This is a genomic window from Paenibacillus rhizovicinus, from assembly GCF_010365285.1.
GTDB lineage: Bacteria > Bacillota > Bacilli > Paenibacillales > Paenibacillaceae > Paenibacillus_Z > Paenibacillus_Z rhizovicinus.
In genome coordinates, this window is the sequence record NZ_CP048286.1 from 5,668,119 (window position 1) to 5,689,148 (window position 21,030).

19 protein-coding genes and 1 other annotated feature (1 of these 20 cut by a window edge) are annotated in these 21,030 nt (G+C 54.4%); all 19 genes read left to right on the plus strand.

Features of this window, described 5'->3' with window-relative positions; all coding sequences use genetic code 11:
• Positions 1 to 128 precede the first annotated feature (128 nt).
• The 19 genes from GZH47_RS25210 to GZH47_RS25300 all read left to right on the plus strand — a co-directional run bounded on the left by GZH47_RS25210 (position 129) and on the right by GZH47_RS25300 (position 20,657).
• A complete protein-coding gene (locus GZH47_RS25210; RefSeq protein WP_162643769.1) occupies positions 129 to 1,160 on the plus strand; it encodes a LacI family DNA-binding transcriptional regulator in 1,032 nt (343 codons plus the stop codon).
• Positions 1,161 to 1,323: 163 nt separating this feature from the next.
• On the plus strand, positions 1,324 to 3,696 hold the full coding sequence (locus GZH47_RS25215) for an alpha-L-rhamnosidase-related protein (protein ID WP_162643770.1): 2,373 nt from the start codon (positions 1,324 to 1,326) through the stop codon (positions 3,694 to 3,696).
• Positions 3,697 to 3,722: 26 nt separating this feature from the next.
• Complete coding sequence (locus GZH47_RS25220; RefSeq protein ID WP_225446205.1) at positions 3,723 to 4,682, plus strand: ABC transporter permease; 960 nt, start codon at positions 3,723 to 3,725, stop codon at positions 4,680 to 4,682.
• Positions 4,683 to 4,712: 30 nt separating this feature from the next.
• Entirely contained in the window at positions 4,713 to 5,585 is an 873-nt protein-coding gene (locus GZH47_RS25225) for a carbohydrate ABC transporter permease (RefSeq protein WP_162643771.1), read from the plus strand.
• 144 nt (positions 5,586 to 5,729) lie between these two features.
• Complete coding sequence (locus tag GZH47_RS25230; RefSeq protein ID WP_162643772.1) at positions 5,730 to 7,256, plus strand: ABC transporter substrate-binding protein; 1,527 nt, start codon at positions 5,730 to 5,732, stop codon at positions 7,254 to 7,256.
• Between the two features lie 176 nt (positions 7,257 to 7,432).
• Entirely contained in the window at positions 7,433 to 9,619 is a 2,187-nt protein-coding gene (locus tag GZH47_RS25235) for an amylo-alpha-1,6-glucosidase (protein WP_162643773.1), read from the plus strand.
• Between the two features lie 2 nt (positions 9,620 to 9,621).
• Complete coding sequence (locus GZH47_RS25240; protein WP_225446581.1) at positions 9,622 to 11,424, plus strand: alpha-galactosidase; 1,803 nt, start codon at positions 9,622 to 9,624, stop codon at positions 11,422 to 11,424.
• A gap of 68 nt (positions 11,425 to 11,492) precedes the next feature.
• A complete protein-coding gene (locus tag GZH47_RS25245; RefSeq protein WP_162643775.1) occupies positions 11,493 to 11,834 on the plus strand; it encodes a cupin domain-containing protein in 342 nt (113 codons plus the stop codon).
• A gap of 67 nt (positions 11,835 to 11,901) precedes the next feature.
• Positions 11,902 to 12,930, plus strand: a complete 1,029-nt coding sequence (locus GZH47_RS25250) for a Gfo/Idh/MocA family protein (RefSeq protein ID WP_162643776.1) — start codon at positions 11,902 to 11,904, stop codon at positions 12,928 to 12,930.
• Positions 12,931 to 13,164: 234 nt separating this feature from the next.
• Positions 13,165 to 13,383 carry a hypothetical protein gene (locus GZH47_RS25255; RefSeq protein ID WP_162643777.1) on the plus strand — a complete coding sequence of 73 codons (219 nt, stop codon included), beginning with the start codon at positions 13,165 to 13,167 and terminating at the stop codon, positions 13,381 to 13,383.
• A 51-nt stretch (positions 13,384 to 13,434) separates the two neighbouring features.
• Positions 13,435 to 13,926, plus strand: coding sequence for a DUF5412 family protein (locus GZH47_RS25260; RefSeq protein WP_162643778.1), 492 nt, complete (start codon positions 13,435 to 13,437; stop codon positions 13,924 to 13,926).
• Between the two features lie 29 nt (positions 13,927 to 13,955).
• Positions 13,956 to 14,924 (plus strand): phosphotransferase family protein, encoded by a 969-nt coding sequence (locus tag GZH47_RS25265; RefSeq protein WP_162643779.1) that lies wholly within the window; start codon positions 13,956 to 13,958, stop codon positions 14,922 to 14,924.
• Between the two features lie 137 nt (positions 14,925 to 15,061).
• Positions 15,062 to 15,331, plus strand: a complete 270-nt coding sequence (locus GZH47_RS25270) for a hypothetical protein (RefSeq protein ID WP_162643780.1) — start codon at positions 15,062 to 15,064, stop codon at positions 15,329 to 15,331.
• Between the two features lie 255 nt (positions 15,332 to 15,586).
• On the plus strand, positions 15,587 to 15,979 hold the full coding sequence (locus GZH47_RS25275) for a zinc ribbon domain-containing protein (RefSeq protein ID WP_162643781.1): 393 nt from the start codon (positions 15,587 to 15,589) through the stop codon (positions 15,977 to 15,979).
• A 30-nt stretch (positions 15,980 to 16,009) separates the two neighbouring features.
• Positions 16,010 to 16,546: an AAA family ATPase gene (locus GZH47_RS25280; protein WP_162643782.1), complete on the plus strand. Its 537-nt coding sequence runs from the start codon at positions 16,010 to 16,012 to the stop codon at positions 16,544 to 16,546.
• A gap of 48 nt (positions 16,547 to 16,594) precedes the next feature.
• Positions 16,595 to 17,101, plus strand: coding sequence for an NUDIX domain-containing protein (locus GZH47_RS25285; RefSeq protein ID WP_162643783.1), 507 nt, complete (start codon positions 16,595 to 16,597; stop codon positions 17,099 to 17,101).
• A gap of 175 nt (positions 17,102 to 17,276) precedes the next feature.
• Positions 17,277 to 18,227 carry a carbohydrate ABC transporter permease gene (locus GZH47_RS25290; protein ID WP_162643784.1) on the plus strand — a complete coding sequence of 317 codons (951 nt, stop codon included), beginning with the start codon at positions 17,277 to 17,279 and terminating at the stop codon, positions 18,225 to 18,227.
• A gap of 17 nt (positions 18,228 to 18,244) precedes the next feature.
• Positions 18,245 to 19,069, plus strand: coding sequence for a carbohydrate ABC transporter permease (locus GZH47_RS25295; protein ID WP_225446583.1), 825 nt, complete (start codon positions 18,245 to 18,247; stop codon positions 19,067 to 19,069).
• A 136-nt stretch (positions 19,070 to 19,205) separates the two neighbouring features.
• Positions 19,206 to 20,657 (plus strand): ABC transporter substrate-binding protein, encoded by a 1,452-nt coding sequence (locus tag GZH47_RS25300; protein ID WP_404823722.1) that lies wholly within the window; start codon positions 19,206 to 19,208, stop codon positions 20,655 to 20,657.
• A gap of 168 nt (positions 20,658 to 20,825) precedes the next feature.
• Positions 20,826 to 21,030: a binding site (T-box leader), on the plus strand; it runs 30 nt beyond the window's last position.

Here is a 21,030-nt window from a genome sequence, read left to right on the forward strand (position 1 = left end):
GGACTCCGCGGCGCATTCTTCCCCACGGAAGAAAAAATGTCAAAAAAAAGTGTTGCATACGCTTTCATGGTTGGAATATAATGAGTGACAAGGAACCGAAAACGTTTCGGATCGAAAGGAGCAGGCGGTTGACTACCATTAAGGATTTGGCTCAATATGCCGGCGTCTCCGTCACCACCGTCTCCAGAGCGTTGAACGGCTACTATGACGTTAATGAAGAGACCCGCCGGAAAATCTTACTCGCAGCGAAGGAAATGAATTATCGGCCCAACGTCCTTGCGCGCAGCTTGGTTACGAAGAAATCGCGCTCCATCGGAGTCATTATATCCGAAATCAATCGAGCCGGCGCCAAAGACGCATTGGCATTCGAAATTTTATGCGGCATTAACGACCGGGCATCGGAATTGAATTACGAAATCATGCTGTTCAGTACCAACCCGAAGAAACAGATTTCGAAGTCATACGGCGATTTGTGCAAAGAAAGAAACGTGGATGGCGCGATTATATCGGGCTTGCGCGTGAATGACCCTTATTTGCAGGAAGTCACGAAGGATACCGGATTCCCTTGCGTCCTGATCGATATACCGGCCGAAGGTAACAATGTCGGCCATGTGACCACCGATAACGTTGCGGGAGCCGCCAAGGCCGTTATGCACTTGATCGAGCAAGGCCACCGTAATATCGCGATGATCAACGGACATAACGACGCCGCCGTCAGCAAGGACCGTCTGGAAGGTTACCGCAAGACGCTTGAAGCGCATGGCATACCGTTCAAACCGGAGCTCGTCCTTAACGGGGCCTTCACGGAAGAAGGCGGCAGCGATGCGATGTACCGGATCATGCTGCATCATCCGGAAGTGACGGCAGTCTTCTCGGCAAGCGACTTGATGGTGCTCGGAGCGCTGCGGGCCGTGGAGCGGAGCGGGCGGAAAGTGCCGGACACGTTCTCCATCGTGGGTTATGACGACATAGCGATCGCATCCTACTCGTCTCCCAAATTAACGACGATTCGCCAAGATAGGTACGAGATGGGTTACCAGGCGGCGCAGCTGTTGATCGACTTGCTTGAGGACAGGCACGTAAATCATAAAATCGTGTTGAATAATGAATTGATGGTTCGAGAAAGCACGGCGCCTCTAAGAATGGACAACGAGAGTTAGCGGTAAGGCGCTTTTTTTATCCGGTTTTTCCAAAACGTTTCGGTAAAATGAATGCGCTTAAATTGGTCCAATTAAACAAAAAATCCAACAATTGCTTCGCCTTTTTTTATGGCTGCAATCCGAAACGTTTCGGAATTTTCGTTTATCGAAGGAGGCAGAGGAAATGCTTCAAACCATTCCTGATAACAAGTTCGATCTTCATCTCGGACCGGTTCTAGACCCTTATCATGAAATGCGAGCAACGAGAGGTTTATCCTGGCAGGACCTCTATATATGCGCCGGCAACCGCACTTATATGGTAGGAAGCCAGAACGGAGGCTTTCCCGATTTCGGGCATCACGTAAAACTCGAGATGGGCGGACTTTGGCTCCACCCGATCAAGCTGCTGGACGGCTTCTGGCTGCATATCGGCGATCGCGAAGCCGGAGCCGCGTCGAATGGTTCAACCGCCATGTGGCTGACGGAATCAGATTCGTTCCATAACTATCCGTTCTACAACGAGCACCGGTACCGGCTCGAGCCGCTCGAGCTCGAGGTCGTGCGGCGTCAGTTCTGTCCGGACGATGCCGAGGGCATTATCGTGACCTACATCCTCCGCGATTTGAGCGGCCGCAGCCGCAGCTTGGATCTCAACATGCTGGCCCGAACCGATTTGAGCCCCGTCTGGTTCTCCGAAGGCAAAGATATCGTGGACGGCATGGACGAAGGGCGCATAGACAAGGAGGCCGGCCTGTTCCTCGCGAAGGACGAGCGCAATCCGTGGCATTTCGTCCTCGGCGCTGATCGCAAGAGCAGCAGAGGAAAGGTCGGAAGAGAAATGTTCGGCCCGCACTGGACGTCAGGCAAAGGCATCAGCGGCTCGTTGGTTTACGAGAAGGTGTCGATTCCGGCCGGAGGCTCAGAGACGATCCATTTCTATATGGCGGGATCGAATCGCTCCGAGCAAGACGCCCTGCAAACTTTCGCGAACCTGCGGGATAACCGCGAGCAGTTATGGGAGGCCAAGCGGTGCAGGTACGAGGAAATCGCCAAGCGGACCGTCTTGGACATTCCCGACAAGCATGTGCAGAAGGTGTTCGATTGGGTGAAGTTCCATAACGACTGGTTCGTCCGGGAAGTGCCGGACGTCGGGCGCGGCATGGGCGCCGGCCATCCGGAGTATCCGTGGTGGTTCGGATGCGACAACAGCTATACGCTGCTAGGCTTACTGTCCGTGGGCGGACTTGAGATGGCGCAAGAGACGCTGTCGCTGATTTTGAAGGCTTCGGAGGAAGCGAACGGCAACGGACGGATCATACACGAATTGTCGACGAGCGGACTCGTAGCCAATCCGGGCAACACGCAGGAAACTGCCCATTTTATCCAATGCGCATGGGAAGTGTTCAAATGGACAGGGGACATCGATTTCCTGAAACGCATGTATCCGGCGGTGAAGAAAGGGTTGTCCTGGCTGCTAGAAGACATGGATCCGGACGGAGATTTGCTGCCCGAAGGCTACGGCATCATTGAAATCGAAGGCCTGAACGTCGAGCTGATCGATTCCGCGGTTTATACGTGGTCCGCGCTGCTCGCGGGCGCCAATATGGCCGAGCTGTTCGGCGAAGAAGAAGCACGGGCGAATTACGGGCAGCTCGCGACACGCCTCGGCGATAAGATCAATCGAGACCTGTGGATCGACAAGGAAGGGCTGTATGCCGATGCGATGGCGCCGGCAGGCAAGATCGCAAGCCGGATCGACATTTACATCGAACGTGCGCAGAACTTCGGGGCGCTTGACGCGGTACGTGACTTGGAGGCAATCAAGGCGGAATTGTCGGGTCTTGATCCGGCGAGCGAGCGGCCGTGGCTCTTCAAGAACTGGGTCATTAACACGCCGATGGAAACCGGTCTTGCTCCCCGGGAGCAAGCGGTCCGAGCGTTGGATCGCATGGCGACGGACGAATTCACGGGTCCATGGGGAACGTACCTGTCGGGCATGTACCGCGATCAGATGATGACGATATCGACCGGCGTGCAGGCGGTAGCCGAAGCCCGGTACGACCGGATGAACGAATCGCTGCGGATGATCCGTCTCATCGCCTCCACCTTCAACAAGCGCCTTCCCGGATCGATTTCGGAAATGTCGCCGGATTACGGCTGCTTCGTGCAGGCATGGACGAACTATGGCATGACCTGGCCGCTGATGACGTTCATGTTCGGCATTAAGCCCGACGCATACCGGCAATCATTGACGCTGCGGCCTAGGTTTCCGGACGATTGGAACGACATGTCGGCCAAGCAGGTTCAACTCGGCCTTGGCGAACGCGCCAACACGCTCGATATCGAGGTCAGCCGTTCCGGCGACGGGGACGTCTACCGCTTCGAGCTGCAACAGCCCGGCTGGTCGGTGAACGTGGAATTGCCGCAGCCGGCGGACGATGCTTTCGTCGTCACGCTCGACGGCGAACCGGTGACGACGGCCGTGCGGGAGGGATCGATCGCCGTGGCGATCGCGAATGCAGGGAAGCACGAGCTGCGGGTTAGCCGGACCGGCTAATCGTTATCCGAAAGGGGAGGTTCAGCATGAAAAGCGTCGAGACTTTAGACAATCCCGCGGTCGGCAAGAGAAGGAATGCGTTTGTCGTCGACATGAAACGGAATTATCCTTACTACCTGATGATGCTGCCGGCCGCGTTAATCATGTTCTTGTTTTCCTATTTGCCGATGCCCGGCATGATCGTGGCGTTTCAGGATTTTAATTTCGTCGATCGATTTAAGAGCCCGTTCGTCGGCTGGGATAACTTCAAATTTTTCTTTACGAGCTCTTACGCGTACCGCACGACCTTCAATACGATCTTCATTAATTTGAACTATCTGGTCTGGACGACCTTCGTGAGCGTGCTCTTCGCGATTCTCTTGAACGAAATTCGCTCGAAGCTGGCGACGAAATTTTATCAGAACATGATGTTTCTGCCTTATTTCTTCTCTGCCGTCGTCGTCGGCAAGCTCGTCACCGATATCGTATTCTCCGACCAGAACGGGATTGCCAATCAGATTCTCCACCTCTTCGGGCATGATCCGATCGTCTGGTCGCAAGTGTCGGGACCGTGGGGCTGGATCATTATCGGAACCCACATCTGGAAGACGGCCGGGTATTCGTCCATCATCTATCTCGCCAGCATCGCCGGCATCGACGATCATTTGTACGAAGCCGCTTCGCTCGACGGCGCGACGCGCTGGCAGCAGATCAGGACGATTACGCTGCCGATGCTCACGCCCGTCATTATCATCATGACGCTTCTGAGCATAGGAAGCATGCTGCGCGGCGACTTCGACACCATCTACTCCATCGTCGGGGATAACGGTTTGTTATTCGCGCATACGGATGTCATCGACACGTACATTTTCCGCGCGATCAAACAGGCCGCCGATTTCGGGCCGACCGCTGCCGTAGGGTTGTATCAGTCCGTAGTGGGCTTCGTCTTGGTATTTGGATCGAATGCATTAGTGAAACGATACAACAAGGATAGCGCGCTATTCTAGCCGTACCGGAAGCGGAAAGGAAGGGTTTCGATGCATAAGCGTTCTACTGGCGAGCAGATTGCGCAGGTTGTGATTCATTTGATCCTGTTCGCGTTTGCCGTGTGCTGCATATATCCGTTTATCGTGACGTTCATCGTCTCGCTCAGCAGCGAAAAAAGCATTCTCTTTAACGGCTATCAACTCATACCCGAGCAATTCTCGACGCTGGCATACCGAATGGTGTTTCGCAACGATTTCATCTATACCGGCTACGGCGTCTCCATTCTGGTCACGGTCGTCGGCACGGCGCTCTCGTTGTTCATCTGCGGCATGGCCGGATACGCGATGTCCATACAGCGCGTGAGGTACCGCAACTGGGCCGCCATGTTCTTCTACCTGCCGATGATCTTCAACGCCGGCACGCTGCCTTGGTATCTGGTCTGCACCCAGATTCTTCATCTGCAGAACACCGTGTGGGCGCTCATCGTACCGCTGCTGGTATCGCCGTTTAACGTGTTCCTGATGCGCAACTACTTCGCGACGGTGCCGATTTCGCTGGTCGAATCGGCGGAAATCGACGGCTGCGGCGTGCTGAAGACATTCGTCCAAATCGTCCTTCCGTTATCGAAGCCGATCATTGCGACCGTAGCGCTGTTCATCGGCCTCATGTATTGGAACGATTGGTCGAGCGCGCTGTGGTTTATCGATAATACGCATCTCTATCCGCTGCAATATATGCTTTACCGGATCAAATCCATCATGGACTTCGTTCGCCAGAACGGGGCCATGGGCGGAACCGACATGCCGGCGGCGACGTTCCAGGTCGCAACCTTGTTCGTGACGATCGGACCGATTATCTTGCTTTATCCGTTCGTTCAGCGCTTTTTTGTCAAGGGCATCATGGTCGGCGCGGTCAAAGGGTAACTTTCATCTTGGCATCAATCTAATGAAAATTAGATTTTTGTGATAGCATCTCGCACTTCATGCAAGGGGAACGTTTTTATACTCAATCGACAGCGGTATAAAAATCGCTTCACATCCAGCTGTTGACAAAGGGGAGAGATGGAAATGAAAAAGTTCAAAAAAGCGTTTACGGGTATGAGCATCTTGGCAATGGCAGCTCTCGTGCTTTCTGGCTGCGGTTCCAATAACAACAACGCATCGGACGGAAGCAATAATTCGGGGACGGCCGCTTCCGGTTCGAACAACGGCAAGTCAAGCGCGGAAGTCGTGAAACTCACCGCCGCATTCCCTGGACAAGCATCGACCGCGGCGCCGGCCGTTCTGAAGGCGATCAACGACAAGCTGAAAGCGGACGGACTTAACATCGAAGTCGATATCAAGTACCTCGACGATTATTGGAACAAGCTTGCGCTCAGCGTTGCCGGCAGCACGCAGTACGATCTGGCTTGGGCGCACAGCAGCACGTTGTCCGATCTGGTCGCGAAGAAGGTCTACCAGCCGATCGACGACGAATTGAAGTCCGACGGTCCCGACCTGTTGGCGAATACGCCGGATTACGTGCTCAAGGGCGGCGCCATCAACGGCAAACAATATGCGATCGCCAGAGCGATTCCGATGACGGGCTTCAATAACGTATTCGATATCCGCGGCGATCTGCGCGAGAAGTACGGCATTCCGAAAATCACGACGCTCGATGGGCTGGAGTCGTATTTCCAAGCCGTCATGAAGAACGATCCGAGCATGTACGCATTCGTCGGCTCCAACACGCAAGCGTTGTTCCCGGTTTACGCCAACTACTACTTCCCGATCGGCGACGGCGGCATGTACCCGGTTTACGTCGATCCGGCCGATTCGACGCACACCGTGAAATCATTCTTGGATACGCAAGCCTTTGCCGATATCGTGAACAAGAAGAAAGAATGGAAAACGAAGGGAATCATCTCTGCCGACGCTTCCAAACTCGACGACGCCGAAGCGGGATTCGATAACGGCAAGGTCGCAGCCCTGGGCGCGAATATTTTCAGAGCATCCGAGCGCGTGGATGCATTGACCAAGAACGTGCCTGGCGCCAAAGTCGAAACGGTCTACCTGGAACCGACGAAACGTTATATTTTCTCCGCCGGAGATAATATGCTGGCCGTACCTAGCACGAGCAAGCACGTGAAGGAAGCCGTGGAATTGATGAACTGGATCAAGAAAGATCAAGCCAACTTCGATCTCTGGTCGTACGGCGTGGAAGGCACGAACTATAAATTGGCCGACAATGCCGTCGACACGAGCAGCATCGCGGATGCCGACAAATACAACACGGACGTCTGGATGTGGAACGACCTTCGCCTAGCCCGCTTCTCGTCCAACTATGCGAAATCGGACATCGAGGAACTGAAAACATGGGACAGCAAGTCGGAGATCAGTCCGTTCGTCGGCTTTACGCTGGACCAAAGCAAGATCAAATCCCAAATCAGCCAGCTCCAAGCCGTTATGAACGAATACGGCGAGAATTTGGGCCTTGGCGTTACGGATATCAATACCGTCAAAGACGAAATCATGAAGAAGATGAAGGCCGCAGGCTTGCAGGACGTCATCGACGAAACGCAAAAGCAGATCAACGCTTACTTGGCAGCTAAATAAGAACGCCATACAAGAGTGACGCACGCCCCTTAAAGCAGACATGGGAGAACGCCCCGGGCGTAGGCCGATGAATTGCTTTAGGGGGCGCTGTTCATACAAGGGAGCAATTGCCGCGACGGAACGCCGAACATGCAATACGAGGACTCATGCTAAGACATAAAGGAGCTGTAACACCTATGGATTATCGCGTCATCAAAGAGAATGATTTGTTTCTGCTGACGGACCAGAGCGGCAATATTCCGGAACATCAAGAGCAAGGCGACGGATTCGGCTTGTATATGCAGGACACCAGGTTTCTCAGCAGGATGGAGCTTCTGATCAACGGCAAGAAGCCGATCGTGCTGGCATCCGAAGCCGACCAGAACTTCCTCTCCACGATCCTGCTCACGAATCCGCATATGGAAGAGAACGGCGTGCTGACGCTATGGAGAGAATCGATCGAGCTGAAGCGGACGCGATACATCTATAAGGACGTGTTGTACGAAACGATCCAAGCGACGAACTACAGCCCGTATGCATGTTCGTTCGAACTATCGCTGCGGATCGATGCGGATTTCGCCGATATGTTCGTCGTCCGCGGCTTCATGCACGGCGAGCTGGGCAAGCCAAGGGGACGCCGGATCCAAGGCGGCGCGATGCAGCTTGGTTACGATGGCGCCGACGGCATGATCCGCGAACTGAAGATCGGTTGGCCGAAGGATGCCGGTTCGGTGAAGCCGGACGGCACGATTTGTTTTCCGATCACGCTGGACGCAGCGCAATCCGCGTCGATTCCCTTCCATTACATGCCGATCGTGAACGGCGCCGAGCCGAAGCTGTACCCGCGGACGGAGGCGTTGAACACGCTTCAAGCCGAGTACGATAACTGGCTGGGCACGTCCACGACGCTCGACAGCGACATGCCCCTCATGAACGACCTGTATAACCGCGGCATGCTGGATTTGCGCGTGCTGATGACCGACCTCGGGTTCGGCATGTTCCCGGTCGCGGGGCTTCCATGGTTCGCCGTTCCGTTCGGACGGGACAGTCTGATCACGGCGCTGCAGATGCTTCCGGTTCGTCCGGAGATCGCGCTCGGCACGCTGCGCACGATGGCGCATCATCAAGGCGTCAAGCTGGATGCGTGGCACGACGAACAGCCCGGCAAGATTATGCACGAGCTTCGCAAAGGCGAGCTCTCGAACACGAATCAAGTGCCGTTCTCGCCTTATTTCGGCACGATCGACGCGACGCCTCTCTTCCTGGTGCTGCTGGGCGAATACGTGAAATGGACGGGCGATTACCGCGCACTGAAGGAACTGATGCCGAATGCGCTTCGCGCGCTCGATTGGATCGACGAATACGGTCACCGCGAAGGCGGCAAGTTCGTGGCCTATTTCCAGGAATCCTCCAAAGGGATCGCCAACCAAGGCTGGAAGGATTCCGCCGATTCCGTCGTTCACCGGGACGGCAGCTACGCGAAGGCGCCGATCGCCTTGATCGAGGTGCAGGGCTACGTATACCAGGCGAAGCGGGCATTGGCCGGGCTGTTCGCCGTCATGGCCGAGCGAGAAGGCGATGGCGAGTATGCTTACGGCGCCCTCGGCAAGAAACTGGAAGCCGATGCGGAAGCGCTTCGGACCCGATTCGAAGCCGATTTTTGGATGGCGGAAGAGAATTACTACGCGATCGCGCTCGATCGCGAGAACAAGCGCGTCGAGTCCGTGACGTCAAATCCCGGACACGCGCTCATGTCCGGCCTGTTCGCGCCGGAGCGCGCGGCGGCCGTGGCCAAGCGGCTCGTGGCGCCGGATATGTTCGGAGGGTACGGCATCCGCACCATGGCGGAGGGGCAGACGGGTTATAACCCGATGAGCTACCACGACGGCAGCATTTGGCCGCATGACAACTCCATGTGCCTGATGGGGCTTAGCGCCCAAGGCTTCCGGCAGGAAGCCGCGGTCGTTATCGAAGGCTTGCTGGAAGCTTCGAAGAAGTTCGAGAACAACCGGCTGCCCGAGTTGTTCTGCGGCTACTCCGCCGTACACGGCCGTCCGGTCAGTTACCCGGTCGCTTGCTCGCCGCAAGCTTGGGCCGCCGGCACGCCGCTCGTATTCATGACGTCGATGCTCGGTTTGTCGCTCGATCTCGAGGCCAAGACGATCCGTCTCAACCCTGTTCTTCCTCGCGGCATGAACCGATTGCGCATCGGCAACATGCGGATCGGCGAGGGCTTGATAAGCGTTCAAGTAGAACGCGACGGGGACGGCTATCGAACGAAGGTCGACGGCAGCGGCACGACATGGAAAGTCGAACTTCCTAACGGAGCGAAAGCAGCTGCCGAGGAATCGGCTCGCGCAATGAGCGGAGGTGCCATGAAGTGACGATGGAGGAGCAAGGTCTGAAACGCGAGCAAATGGCCGTTAGCCATGGGATGGACGGCGTTACGGAGTATTGGACGTCGTTTACTTGTCTTACTTCGGCGGGGTGCGAAGTGACGGATGCATTCAGTGTGAACGCATCCGTCGGCGATTCCGCGGTTCGGGCCGTCTACTACGAAAGCGCTTGGGGGCGGGAGTATACGCCGGTAACGGTGGAAGTTACGGGGCGACTGCGTATCGAGAATCGTAAAGGGCGGTCGTCGGCCGACGTGCATCCGCTGATTCTGGTGCATGGCCGGAGCGGAGCAGTGTACGCCTATGCCGTCGCGTGGTCGGGCAATTGGATGCTGGAGATCGAGCCCTCCGATTCCGATTGCGCATTCACGGTACGCGGCGGACTGGCGTCGGCGTCCTTCGCGAAGAAGCTGTCTGCAGGAGAGACATGGACAACGCCTAAAGTCATGGGTGCATCTTCGAAGACCGGCTCGCTGAACGAAATCAGCGCGAAATTCCATGCCTGGTACGAAACCGTAACGCCTCGCAATGCCTTGTCGGATCAGATGCCGGTGGAATGGAATCACTGGTGGGCTTACGAGGATAAATGGATCAACGAGGACGTTTTCCTGCGCAACGCCGACCTGGCCGCGGAGATCGGCGTGGAAGTCTGCACGCTGGATGCCGGCTGGTTCGGCTCCGACGATGCAGATGAACATTGGTTCGACGTTCGCGGCGACTGGCATAAAGTGAACCGGACACGGTTCCCGAAGGGAATCCGCTATCTGGCCGATTATGTGCACGGCAAAGGCATGAAGTTCGGTTTATGGTGCGAGATCGAGGGGCTTGGCGCCAAAGCGGACCTGTGCGGCACCCATCCGCAGTTCGTCGCGAAGCGCGACGGCGCGTTTCTCGGGTATGTCTGCTTGGGCGGAGAGGAAGCGCAGCGCTGGGCGTTTGCCACGTTAGCCGGCATGATCGAGGACTACGACTGCGACTGGATCAAGATCGATTTCAATCTCGATCCGGGCGAAGGCTGCAATTGCGGCGATCACGGACACGGCGCGCATGACGGGCTTTATGCCCATTACGAGGGGCTCTACCGCGTGCTGGAACAGATTCGCGAACGCTATCCCGAAATCGTCTTGGAGAACTGCAGCTCGGGCGGACTGCGCACCGATCTCGGCATCATACGGCAGATGCACGTCAATTTCCTCAGCGATCCGGATTACTCCGAGCACCAGCTGCAAGCGTTCTGGGCGGCTTCGCTCGTCCTGCCTCCGCAGCGCTGTCTCCATTGGGCGTGGTCGAATACGTGCGGAGACGGTTTCCCGGGCATGGACTTCGGCAGTCCGGAGCTGAGCGAGAGCGCGTTCAAGTTTCATATGCGCACCGCGATGCTGCATACCACGGGCTACTCGCATCCGCTGCCCCGATATGACGGGCATACGCTTGCCGACATGCGGGCACAAATCGCGTTCTATAAAGCGCATGCGCGGGAATGGATTCGGGGCAGCACGCTCTATCGTCTGACGCCGCAAGCGGTTCGCGGCGGCCAAGGCGCCGGTTGGAATGCCTATTCGTTCGTGAAGCCGGCCGGGGAAGGAACGGCTTGCTTGTTCGTGTTCAGGCTCGAGCATGGCGAGGCATCGGCGCGTATCCGGCTGGAGGGCCTGGAAGCGGACCGGCATTACGCCGTGGAGGACGTGGATACAGGGGCGGTATTCGTTCAAACGGGAGCCGAGCTGATGAGCGAGGGATTGTTCTTCGATGATATGCAGCCGGTTGAATCCCGGGTGCTGCGGCTGCGGTAAGCCGTTCATGGCGAATAATCGACAATAGAAGACAGCAGCCATCCATTCTACAGCAGAGGTGATTCATAATGCCGGTTATCCGGGTGAAGGAACAGGAGCATTTTCCGAGCTGGAGCGAGATCAATCATTATGGCGTTAATTATTTGAAGGTCGGCCAGGAAGTCCCGCTGCACTATCACGATTGCAACGAATATTGGATCATCGTCAGCGGCCGGGGAATCTGCACGACGGAAGGGGATTCTTATGAAATCGGCCCCGGCGACATAGTGTTGACGAAACAGGGCGACGAACATTCGCTGGTCGTGACCGAGGAAATGACGGCCGTCTATATTTATGGCGTTTTGCCTCCGGGCGGCTCGATCGGGTACCGTTACCGGGACACGGCGCGGCAAGAAACGGCGCAGTCATAAATCACATGGATGAGCGGGGAATCGGGACATATTCCGGTCAACGCATCAATGAAACGGAGCGTGCAGCGTGAATCAAAAATTGAAATTGATCCAAGCCGGCATAGGCGGCCATGGGGGCGGCGTGGCGCGTCATTTCGTCCGGCATTCCGAAGACTTCGAACTCGTGGGGCTGCTCGATCTGAATCGGGATGCCTTGCGCGCGGCGGGAACCGAGTTCGGTATCCCGGAGGAACGGCTGTATACCGATTATCGCGCCGCCATCGCTGAGTCGGGCGCCGATGCGATGCTGCTCGTCGTCATCTCGCCGGCGCACTACGAGATCGCCAAGTGCGCGCTGGAACACGGCCTGCACGTGCTGATCGAGAAACCGTTCACGCTGACGCTCTCCGATGCGGAGGAGCTTGTGACGCTTGCTGAGAAGCAGGGATGCAACATCATGATCAATCAGAACTACCGCTACAACACGGCTGTGCTTACCTTGAAAGGGGCGCTCGCGGACGCGGCGCTCGGGAAGCCGTTATTCGTGCAATCCCGCTTCTTCTGCGACCATGACGGGAAACCTTACCAGCGGGCGATGGACAACTATACGCTCCTGGAAATGTCGGTCCATCACGTCGATATGATTCGCTTCCTGCTGGACACGGATATCGTCGCCGTCAACGGCCGGACCTGGAACGATCCCGCCAGCGGCTATCAAGGCGATCCGCATGTGCAGGCGACGTACGATACGGAAGCGGGCGTTCCCGTATTTTATCTCGGCAGCCTGCTGGCCAAGGGCGTCGCGGATCCGTGGGATGGCGTCTGGCGCTTCCAATTCGAGCGCGGCGCGGTCCATCTTGACGATCTAGGCGAAGGCTACGGCGTGTATGCGGCCGATGCGGGGCAACAAGTTCGGAAGCTGACGAACGCAGTCAACGAGAAGGACAGCATCCACGGGGTATTGGCCGAATTCGCGGCATCGATCCGCGAGGGAAGGGCACCGGCGATTTCCGGAGCGGACAACCTCCGCACGCTGGCGGCGCTGTTCGCGACGGCGGCTTCCTCGCGGGAAGGCAGGACGGTTCGAATCAGCGAATTGTTGACGCCGTCGAACTAACGTTGCAACGCTCTTGTTCCGGGAAGATATCGCTTTAGACTGGACAATAAGTATAAGTACGAGTAAATTCCATATAGGCATAGACCCGCAGCCCGTACCTGCGGGTCTTTTGTTTTGATGTAAGGGGCAGGAGAGTTCCGTTTAATGGTTGAATTCATAAACATGCAGACCCTTGCCGGAAGGATCGAATGAAGAATATTTTCAACCAATCGACGACGAAGGGATGATTAATGAATGGATATTACACCGCAAGAAGAGAACATGATTAAGGCGCTCCGCGAGGCCGAGCTGCCTCCTTTATTCGTGCTCATACGCATGAGAAGCGATATTTTAAATGACACGGTCAATGTGGACGAGGGCAGAAGAGATGACGTCGTACAGGCTCTAGAGAAATACATCGGCCCGCTATGGGGAGATTATCATGACGGGAAGCATTCAAATACCGAGGAATAGGCAGTAAATAGGAAAAAGCGAGAACTATTTCTTCTCTTTATGCGGAAATAAATGCCGGGTATGATGGAGGAAACTGATTTACTAAGGGATGACACCATGCGAAAACTTGTAAAATTCATCACGATTATTGGCATATGCCTTGTTTTGATTGCCGCTTATGTGTTCTATCGCCAGCAAACCAATGACTTTGGTTATACGGAAGGTACGCCCTTTGATGCACCTCTTGCGTCACCGAACGGGGAATATAGTGCCCAAGCATTCTATCGGTATTATGGCGGTGCCGCTGGCGGAACGATGATGTTCGTGAATATTACGGATCATCGGCATGAGGATGCCGTTCGAACGATCTATTACGAACAAACGCATCATACGCCGACGATCAGCTGGGCGGATAATCGTACGCTTGCGATTACAAACCCATCCGACTATGAGAATTACGATGCTGTATTAGACGTGACCACCGACGTGTACGATGCGACTGGGAGAGCGTGCCGCGCCTATAAAATAAAGAAAAAATTCCATTGCGTTACGGAAAGTAAGTAATGGATCGTAGTTCTTCGGAGGTGGCAGCCGTGAAAGACGCAGCGAGATTGTTCGATTTTCAAGCGCTGAACGAAGACATGGTGAAGAGGCTGTTCGCCACGTTCGACCCCAGGGCCAACATTACCCAAGTCTCGGCCTTAACGAAAGGCATGAGCACGAGCAATTATGCTTTATGGACAGACAGCGGCGGCAAGTATGTATTGCGGATTTATCCCCCTAACAACGATCATTGCCGAATTGAAGTGGCGGCGTACCGGTATGCGAAAGAAAAGCTAAGTGCCCCTGAAATTTTCTTCTTCGATGACAGCAAGCAGCTTGTCCCTTTTTCGTACCTGATCATGGCATTTATTGAAGGCTCAACGTTAGGGGATTTTATTGAGGGGAACGCGGGATGTCCTGACCCTGTCATCCATCGAATCGGCAGTTCGCTTGCCTTGCTGCATCAAACCGAATATCCGCACATGGCGCTGTTAGACGAGCAATTGCAGACCGCGGAACAACTGGAACCCTTCGAGAGCCAATATTACACGCTGCTAAACGGCCAAGCAGGGTCCCACATTGAACCTTCGACGAAAGAGAAATGTCTGCAATTCCTAACGGATCACGCTGGATTGGTCGGGCGGATTGCGGACAAGCATGCGTTCTCGCATGGGGACTTCATATTCTCCAATATTATGATCAGGCCTTCGTTGGAGCCTTGTTTTATCGATTACGAGTATTGTTTCGCTGCGCCCGTCTTTTATGACATCGGAAAATTCTTCAGGACAAGAACGCAAGTCGAGCGCTATATCGGCGCAGACACCGTGGCCGCCTTCCAGGAAGGCTACAACCGTGAGGCGAGAGAACCTTTGCCCGAGAAATGGTACGAACTTTCCAAGCTTGCCGATATCTCTACCATGCTTCACCTCATCAACAAACCGCGAATTCCGGACGGATGGGGAATGGCCATCGATGGCGAGATCGATAGGAATTTGGAACTGTTACGGGCTGGAGGTTAACGTATCTTGGAGCGGTTTGCCAGTGACAGCTGCTCCATTTTTTCGTTACGTTTTATTTACGTGGATGATCTCAAAATATGGTAGGATGAAGGCGCTCAAAATCTGGACGATTTTATAGAATCCGCAAGGAGATCCTTATGAACAAGTATGGTTTTCAAATCGTCGTCTGCTGCGTGGGTATTTTGTTGCCTATCGTTTTTACGCTCTACTTTCTTTGGGATATTCATCAACCCAAAATAGGACCTGTAGGTGATGGAAAACCAAATTACCCTACTTTTATTCAAATGGTGCCGGCTGCATGCTGCGTCCTGATGGGGGCTTTGAATTTGCCTGTTGCGATTATGCGATACAGGCAAAACAAAAAGGCCCAAACCAATGACCAGAGAAATGAAGAACCTTTAGACTAACGAGCATGATTAAGTAACGCATCTAGGAGGGATTCCATATTACGACTCTTATTCTCCTCTTATTAATCGTCATTATCATTCAACTTTTTGTGATTAACGCGAAGTTACCGAAGCGGGATTATTCGAAAGAGGCTGTTGATGCTGCAATGAAGAGGGACGGTCTTCTCGGGGATGAAGGGAAACGATCCAAACCAAACCAAGAGTAGATAGGTGTCCGTTTAATAGGAGTAATTGACCGAAAGGAGTGTCGGCGAAATGGAATGTCCTTGGTGCAATCATGAGGTGGAAATTGTCAAAGGAAGATGCCCGCGCTGCCGGAATAAACTGTACGAAGTCACGGAAGAGGATTTTATATCGGACCCGCTCAGTGAGAACGACTCCGAATCCTTCGCGACGGAGGAATTAAGCATTATTGCGGTCATCGAGGACAACTTCAAGTGCGCGAAATGCAAAGGAAGCGAGTGCAGCGTGAAGGAGATCGCAATGACGGGTGCGGGCGTGAGTAAATTGTTCGATATCCAGTACAACCATTATTTGTTCGTATCGTGCATGAATTGCGGGTTTGTGGAGGTCTATGACCCTGATGTTCTGGAAGGCCATAAGATTGGAAAACTTGGAACCGTGATGGATATATTATTTGGAAGTTAGTAGAGTCCGAACATGCCGGAGGCGTAAACGATGATTATCATGATAAATGGAGCATTCGGGATTGGGAAAACCTCCGTTGCCAATAAACTTTGGAATTCCATGATGAATAGCATGATTTATGACCCTGAAGTAGTGGGCTATATGTTGCGTAACATGATTCCCGAAGAACTACGAACACCGGATGAACGAACGGACAATTTTCAAGACATGGAATTGTGGAAAATCCTCGTGGTGCAAGTCGCGGAGCTGCTGTATAAGAAATATAGGAAAAGCTTGATTGTGCCGATGACAATCTATAACAAAGACTATTTTCGCTACATATACGAGGGCTTTAAGCAAATTGATCCTCATACGTATCACTTTTGCTTGATTGGGAGTGAAGAAACGATAGGTGAACGCCTCCGAAATCGCGGGGAGTCCGAAGGGAATTGGTGTTTTCAGCAGATCGGAAAATGTTTGGAAGCCTATCAGGATCCCTGTTTCGAAGATTTTATTCGGACTGATGATGTAAGTGTAGATGACATCGTGCAAACGATTGAAACCAGATTGACTAAGCCCAGCTCATAACCGTGCAGGCTGCCGTACTCGATTCCGGTACTGAGGTGAACGATTAGAATGAAAATTATACGAGAAGAGAAAGACGTTAAAGGCCTCCCTACGCCTAATGAAACACAGTCGGTATTGACTGATGTCCTTCCTCGTCGAGAACTGATCACCTGCTCGTTTGTTCTTGCATTTCAGGAAGATGCCTTGCTATTGACGAATTTGAATGAAAGAGGCTGGGATATTCCCGGGGGGCATATTGAACCTGGGGAAACGCCAATCGAGGCCATGATAAGGGAATTGTATGAAGAAACGGGTGCAATAATCGATTCTCCCCAAGTTCTCGGCTATGAACGGATAAGATTATATAACAAGCCAGAGAACTATAAGTACCCTTATCCAGATAGCTATATGGTCTTTTATTGGGCAAGAATCATAAGACTCGATGAATTTCAGCATACATTTGAATCTAACGGAAGAGGGCTTTTCGGGCCAGAAGATGCATGTAAAGTTGCTTGGGTTAAAGAAAATCCAGCTTTCTATGAAGAAGGATTAAGAAGAACAGCTAATGATAGATGACGAAAGCGCATTACGCTAACGAACCTGGTCGATCCTATCGGATCGGCCTTTTCGCGTTTCGACATGTTTATCGCATTGTCGGACAATTGAAACAATTTCTTCATGTTCTGAAAACATATGGCTAACACCGCGAGCTTATCCTACCTATGAAATTAATAAGAGAGGATGTCTGTTCATGAATACGACGGAAGCGGGGCTGGCCGCGCGGCAGAGCACGGGAAGCCGGACGCGGCAGGCGAAGCCGTTCCTATCGACTGCTTGGAAAGACAATATGACAGGATATTTGTTCATGGCGCCTTCGCTTGTGTTGTTCGCGGTATTTCTGTTCTATCCCCTCGTGAAGTCGCTGTACTTGAGTCTCTGCCTGACGGATCCGCGCGGCCGGGTGGCGGCGTTCGTCGGACTGGATAACTTTACGTCGCTGTTTCAAGCCGAGGCGTTCTGGAACAGCCTGCTCGTTACGCTCAAATTCACCGCCCTCACCGTGCCGTCGGGATTGTTCGCGGCGTTGTTGCTCGCGGCCTTGACGCATGGCAAACTGCGCGGCATGCCGCTATTCCGGTTCGTCTTCTCGCTGCCGACGGCGCTGTCCGTCAGCACCTCGTCCGTCATCTGGATGATGCTGTTCCATCCGACGACGGGCACCTTGAATTATTTTCTGACGCGCTTGGGGTTGAATCCCGTGCAGTGGCTCACCGATCCGGCTTGGGCGCTGATCTCGGTGTCGATTATGACGGTCTGGATGAACATCGGTTTCCAATTTATCGTGCTGCTGAGCGGTTTGCAAGGGATCGCGGACGATATATTCGACAGCGCGCGCATCGACGGTTCAGGCCCGTTCCGCACCTTCTTCCAGATCATCATGCCGCTGCTGTCGCCGACGCTCTTCTTCTTGTCGGTCGTCTCGATCATGGGCGCGTTCCAATCGTTCGGACAGATCAATATTTTGACTAAAGGCGGGCCCGCCGGCTCGACGGAAGTCTTCGTCTATTCGATCTATAAGGAAGCATTCGTCAATTATCAATTCGGAACGGGCAGCGCGTATGCCTTGGTGCTGTTCGCCATCATCATGCTGCTGACGTTTCTGCAGTTCCGATTCGCCGAGAGGAAGGTGCATTACCATTGAAGACGAATCGGTTGGGGCTGAACGGCCGAACGATCGGCCGGATCGCGCTGTACGCCGTGATCGCGGCAGCGGCGCTCGCCGTGCTGTATCCGCTCGCGTACACGGCGCTCGCTTCGTTCATGACGCCTGACGAATCGGCGCAATATCCGCCGAAAATGTTTCCGTCGCATCTCTACTTCGGCAGTTTCCGCGAGGTGCTCGAGCTCGTGCCGCTGCAGACGTTCCTGATGAACAGCTTCATCGTCTCGATTGCCATCATGGTCGGCCAGGCCATAACTGCCGCGATGGCGGCATACGCTTTCGTCTATGTGCCGTTTCGCGGCAGGGCATTCTGGTTCGCGCTATTCGTGTCCACCATGATGATTCCATGGGAAGTGACGGTCATACCGAATTATTTGACGGTCAAATCCTGGGGCTGGCTCGATTCTTATCAAGGGTTGATCGTGCCGTTCATCGCTTCCGGCTTCAGCGTGTTTCTGCTGCGGCAGTTCTTCCTTCAGCTGCCCCGCGAGCTGTTCGAGGCGGCGCGGATCGACGGATGCGGCCATGTCCGACATTTGGCGCGGATCGTGCTGCCGCTCTCCCGTCCGGCGCTCGCGTCGCTGGGGGTCTATGCGTTCCTGAACGCCTGGAATATGTATTTGTGGCCGCTGCTCGTGACGAACTCCGACGCCAAGCGGACCGTTCAGATCGGCATCAGCATGCTGCAGTTTCAAGAAGTAACGGTATGGAATTTGGTGTTGGCAGGCGTAACGCTCGTCCTGCTGCCGTCGCTGCTGCTGCTTGCCCTGGGGCTGAAACAGCTCGTCCGCGGCTTGACCGCGGGAGCGGTGAAAGGCTGAGACAGCCGGTATGCCTCTAAACGGGGGAATCGTCTTCGGACGTGCATCCATATAGGAAGGAGCTGCCGCGCCGGCGAAGTCGGCATAGCGGATCCTCCGAGAGAAATCATTACAAACATGGGAGTGAGAGAAGAGAATGAGCAAGAAAGCTTTGAAACAGCACGCGGCACTGCCGCTGGCAATGGCGGGTCTGACGATCATGCTTGCCGCTTGCGGCAACAACGCGGGTAACGGCAATAACGCAGCTAGCGGCAACAACGCGAACAAGCCGGCGGAGACGACAGCGACGAATGCGAACGCGAACGCGGCTGCCGGGGACAACGCGGCGACGAACGCCGCAAGCGGCGAGCAGAGCAAGGAACCGGTCAAAGTCGTCTGGTGGCATTCGATGAGCGGCGAGCTGGGCAAAGCGGTTACGCAGCTCGTTGCCGACTTTAACGCTTCGCATCCCGATGTTCAGGTAGAAGAAGCGTACCAAGGCACGTATGACGACAGCCTGAACAAGCTGAAAGCTTCCATGGACTCCAAGTCCGGGCCGACGCTCATCCAAGTGTACGAGATCGGCTCCAAATTCATGATCGACTCCAAAGCCATCACGCCGATTCAGGATTTCATCGATACGGACAATTACGACATCTCCAGCTTGGAAGAAAACATCCTTGGTTACTATACGTTCAACGGCAAGCTGTACTCCATGCCGTTCAATACGTCCAATCCGATTCTGTATTACAACAAAGACATGTTCAAAGCAGCAGGCCTGGATCCCGAGAAGCCGCCGACTACGTACGAGGAAGTGAAGAATGCGGCCAAGGCGTTGACGAAGGACGGCAAAACGGGCGCATCGTTCGCCATCTACGGCTGGTTCATGGAGCAGCTCTTCGCCAACCAGGGCGCGGATTACCTCAATAACGGCAACGGCCGTTCAGGCACCGCCTCGGAATCGCTGGTCAACAGCGATACGGGCGTGAAGACATTGACGTGGTGGAAGGACCTCGTCGACAGCAAAGTGGCGTTGAACCTGGGCCGCAAGACGGACGATACGAAGAAGGCGTTCCTGGCCGGTCAAATCGGCATGACGCTCGACTCGACGGCAGGCCTGCGCGGATACGTCGACGGCGCCAAGGACAAGTTCGAGGTCGGCACGGGATTCCTGCCGAAGCCGGAAGGCGCGCAGGACGGCGGCGTGGTCGTCGGAGGCGCGAGCAACTGGATCATGAACAACAAGCCGGTTGAAGAGCAGAAGGCGGCATGGGAATTCATTAAATATTTGGCCCAGCCGGACGTTCAAGCGAAGTGGCATATCAACACCGGCTACTTCCCGATTACGAAGAAAGCCTATGACGAGCAAATCGTCAAAGACAACATGGCGGCCTACCCGCAGTTCAAGACGGCCGTCGACCAGCTGCACGCGACGAAGCTGAGCACCGCCACGCAAGGCGCCGTCATGGGCGTGTTCCCCGAAGCGCGCCAAGTCGTCGAGAGCGCGATCGAATCCGCATTCAGCGGGACGGATCCGAAGAAGGCGCTTGACGGCGCTGCCAAGGACATTACGGCGAAGATCGATACGTACAATAAGACGACGAAGTAATCGGCGAAGGCCAGAAGACCGGGAGTCCCTTGAGGGCTCCCGGTTTTTGTTGGAGCGAGAAACGAAGCATGGTCGTCGACTAGGGGAATAGTTTAATAATGAGCTGTCGTTATTTAAGTTATTGACAGAAAATTGCGAATATCATATATTGGATTCAACTAATATCTTCCAAATGCGATGAAGAGGACAAAGTAGATACGGAAACGCCGTTCAGAGAACTGCCGGCCGGTGCGAGGCAGCGGATATCCGAATTGAAAAATCACCTCGGAGCTGGCCCCCGAATCTAGTAGACGGGCCCGGGATTCTACCGTTACAAAGAAGCATCGTTGTTGGACGATGACTAAGCGGGCGTTTATTATAAACGTCAATCAGG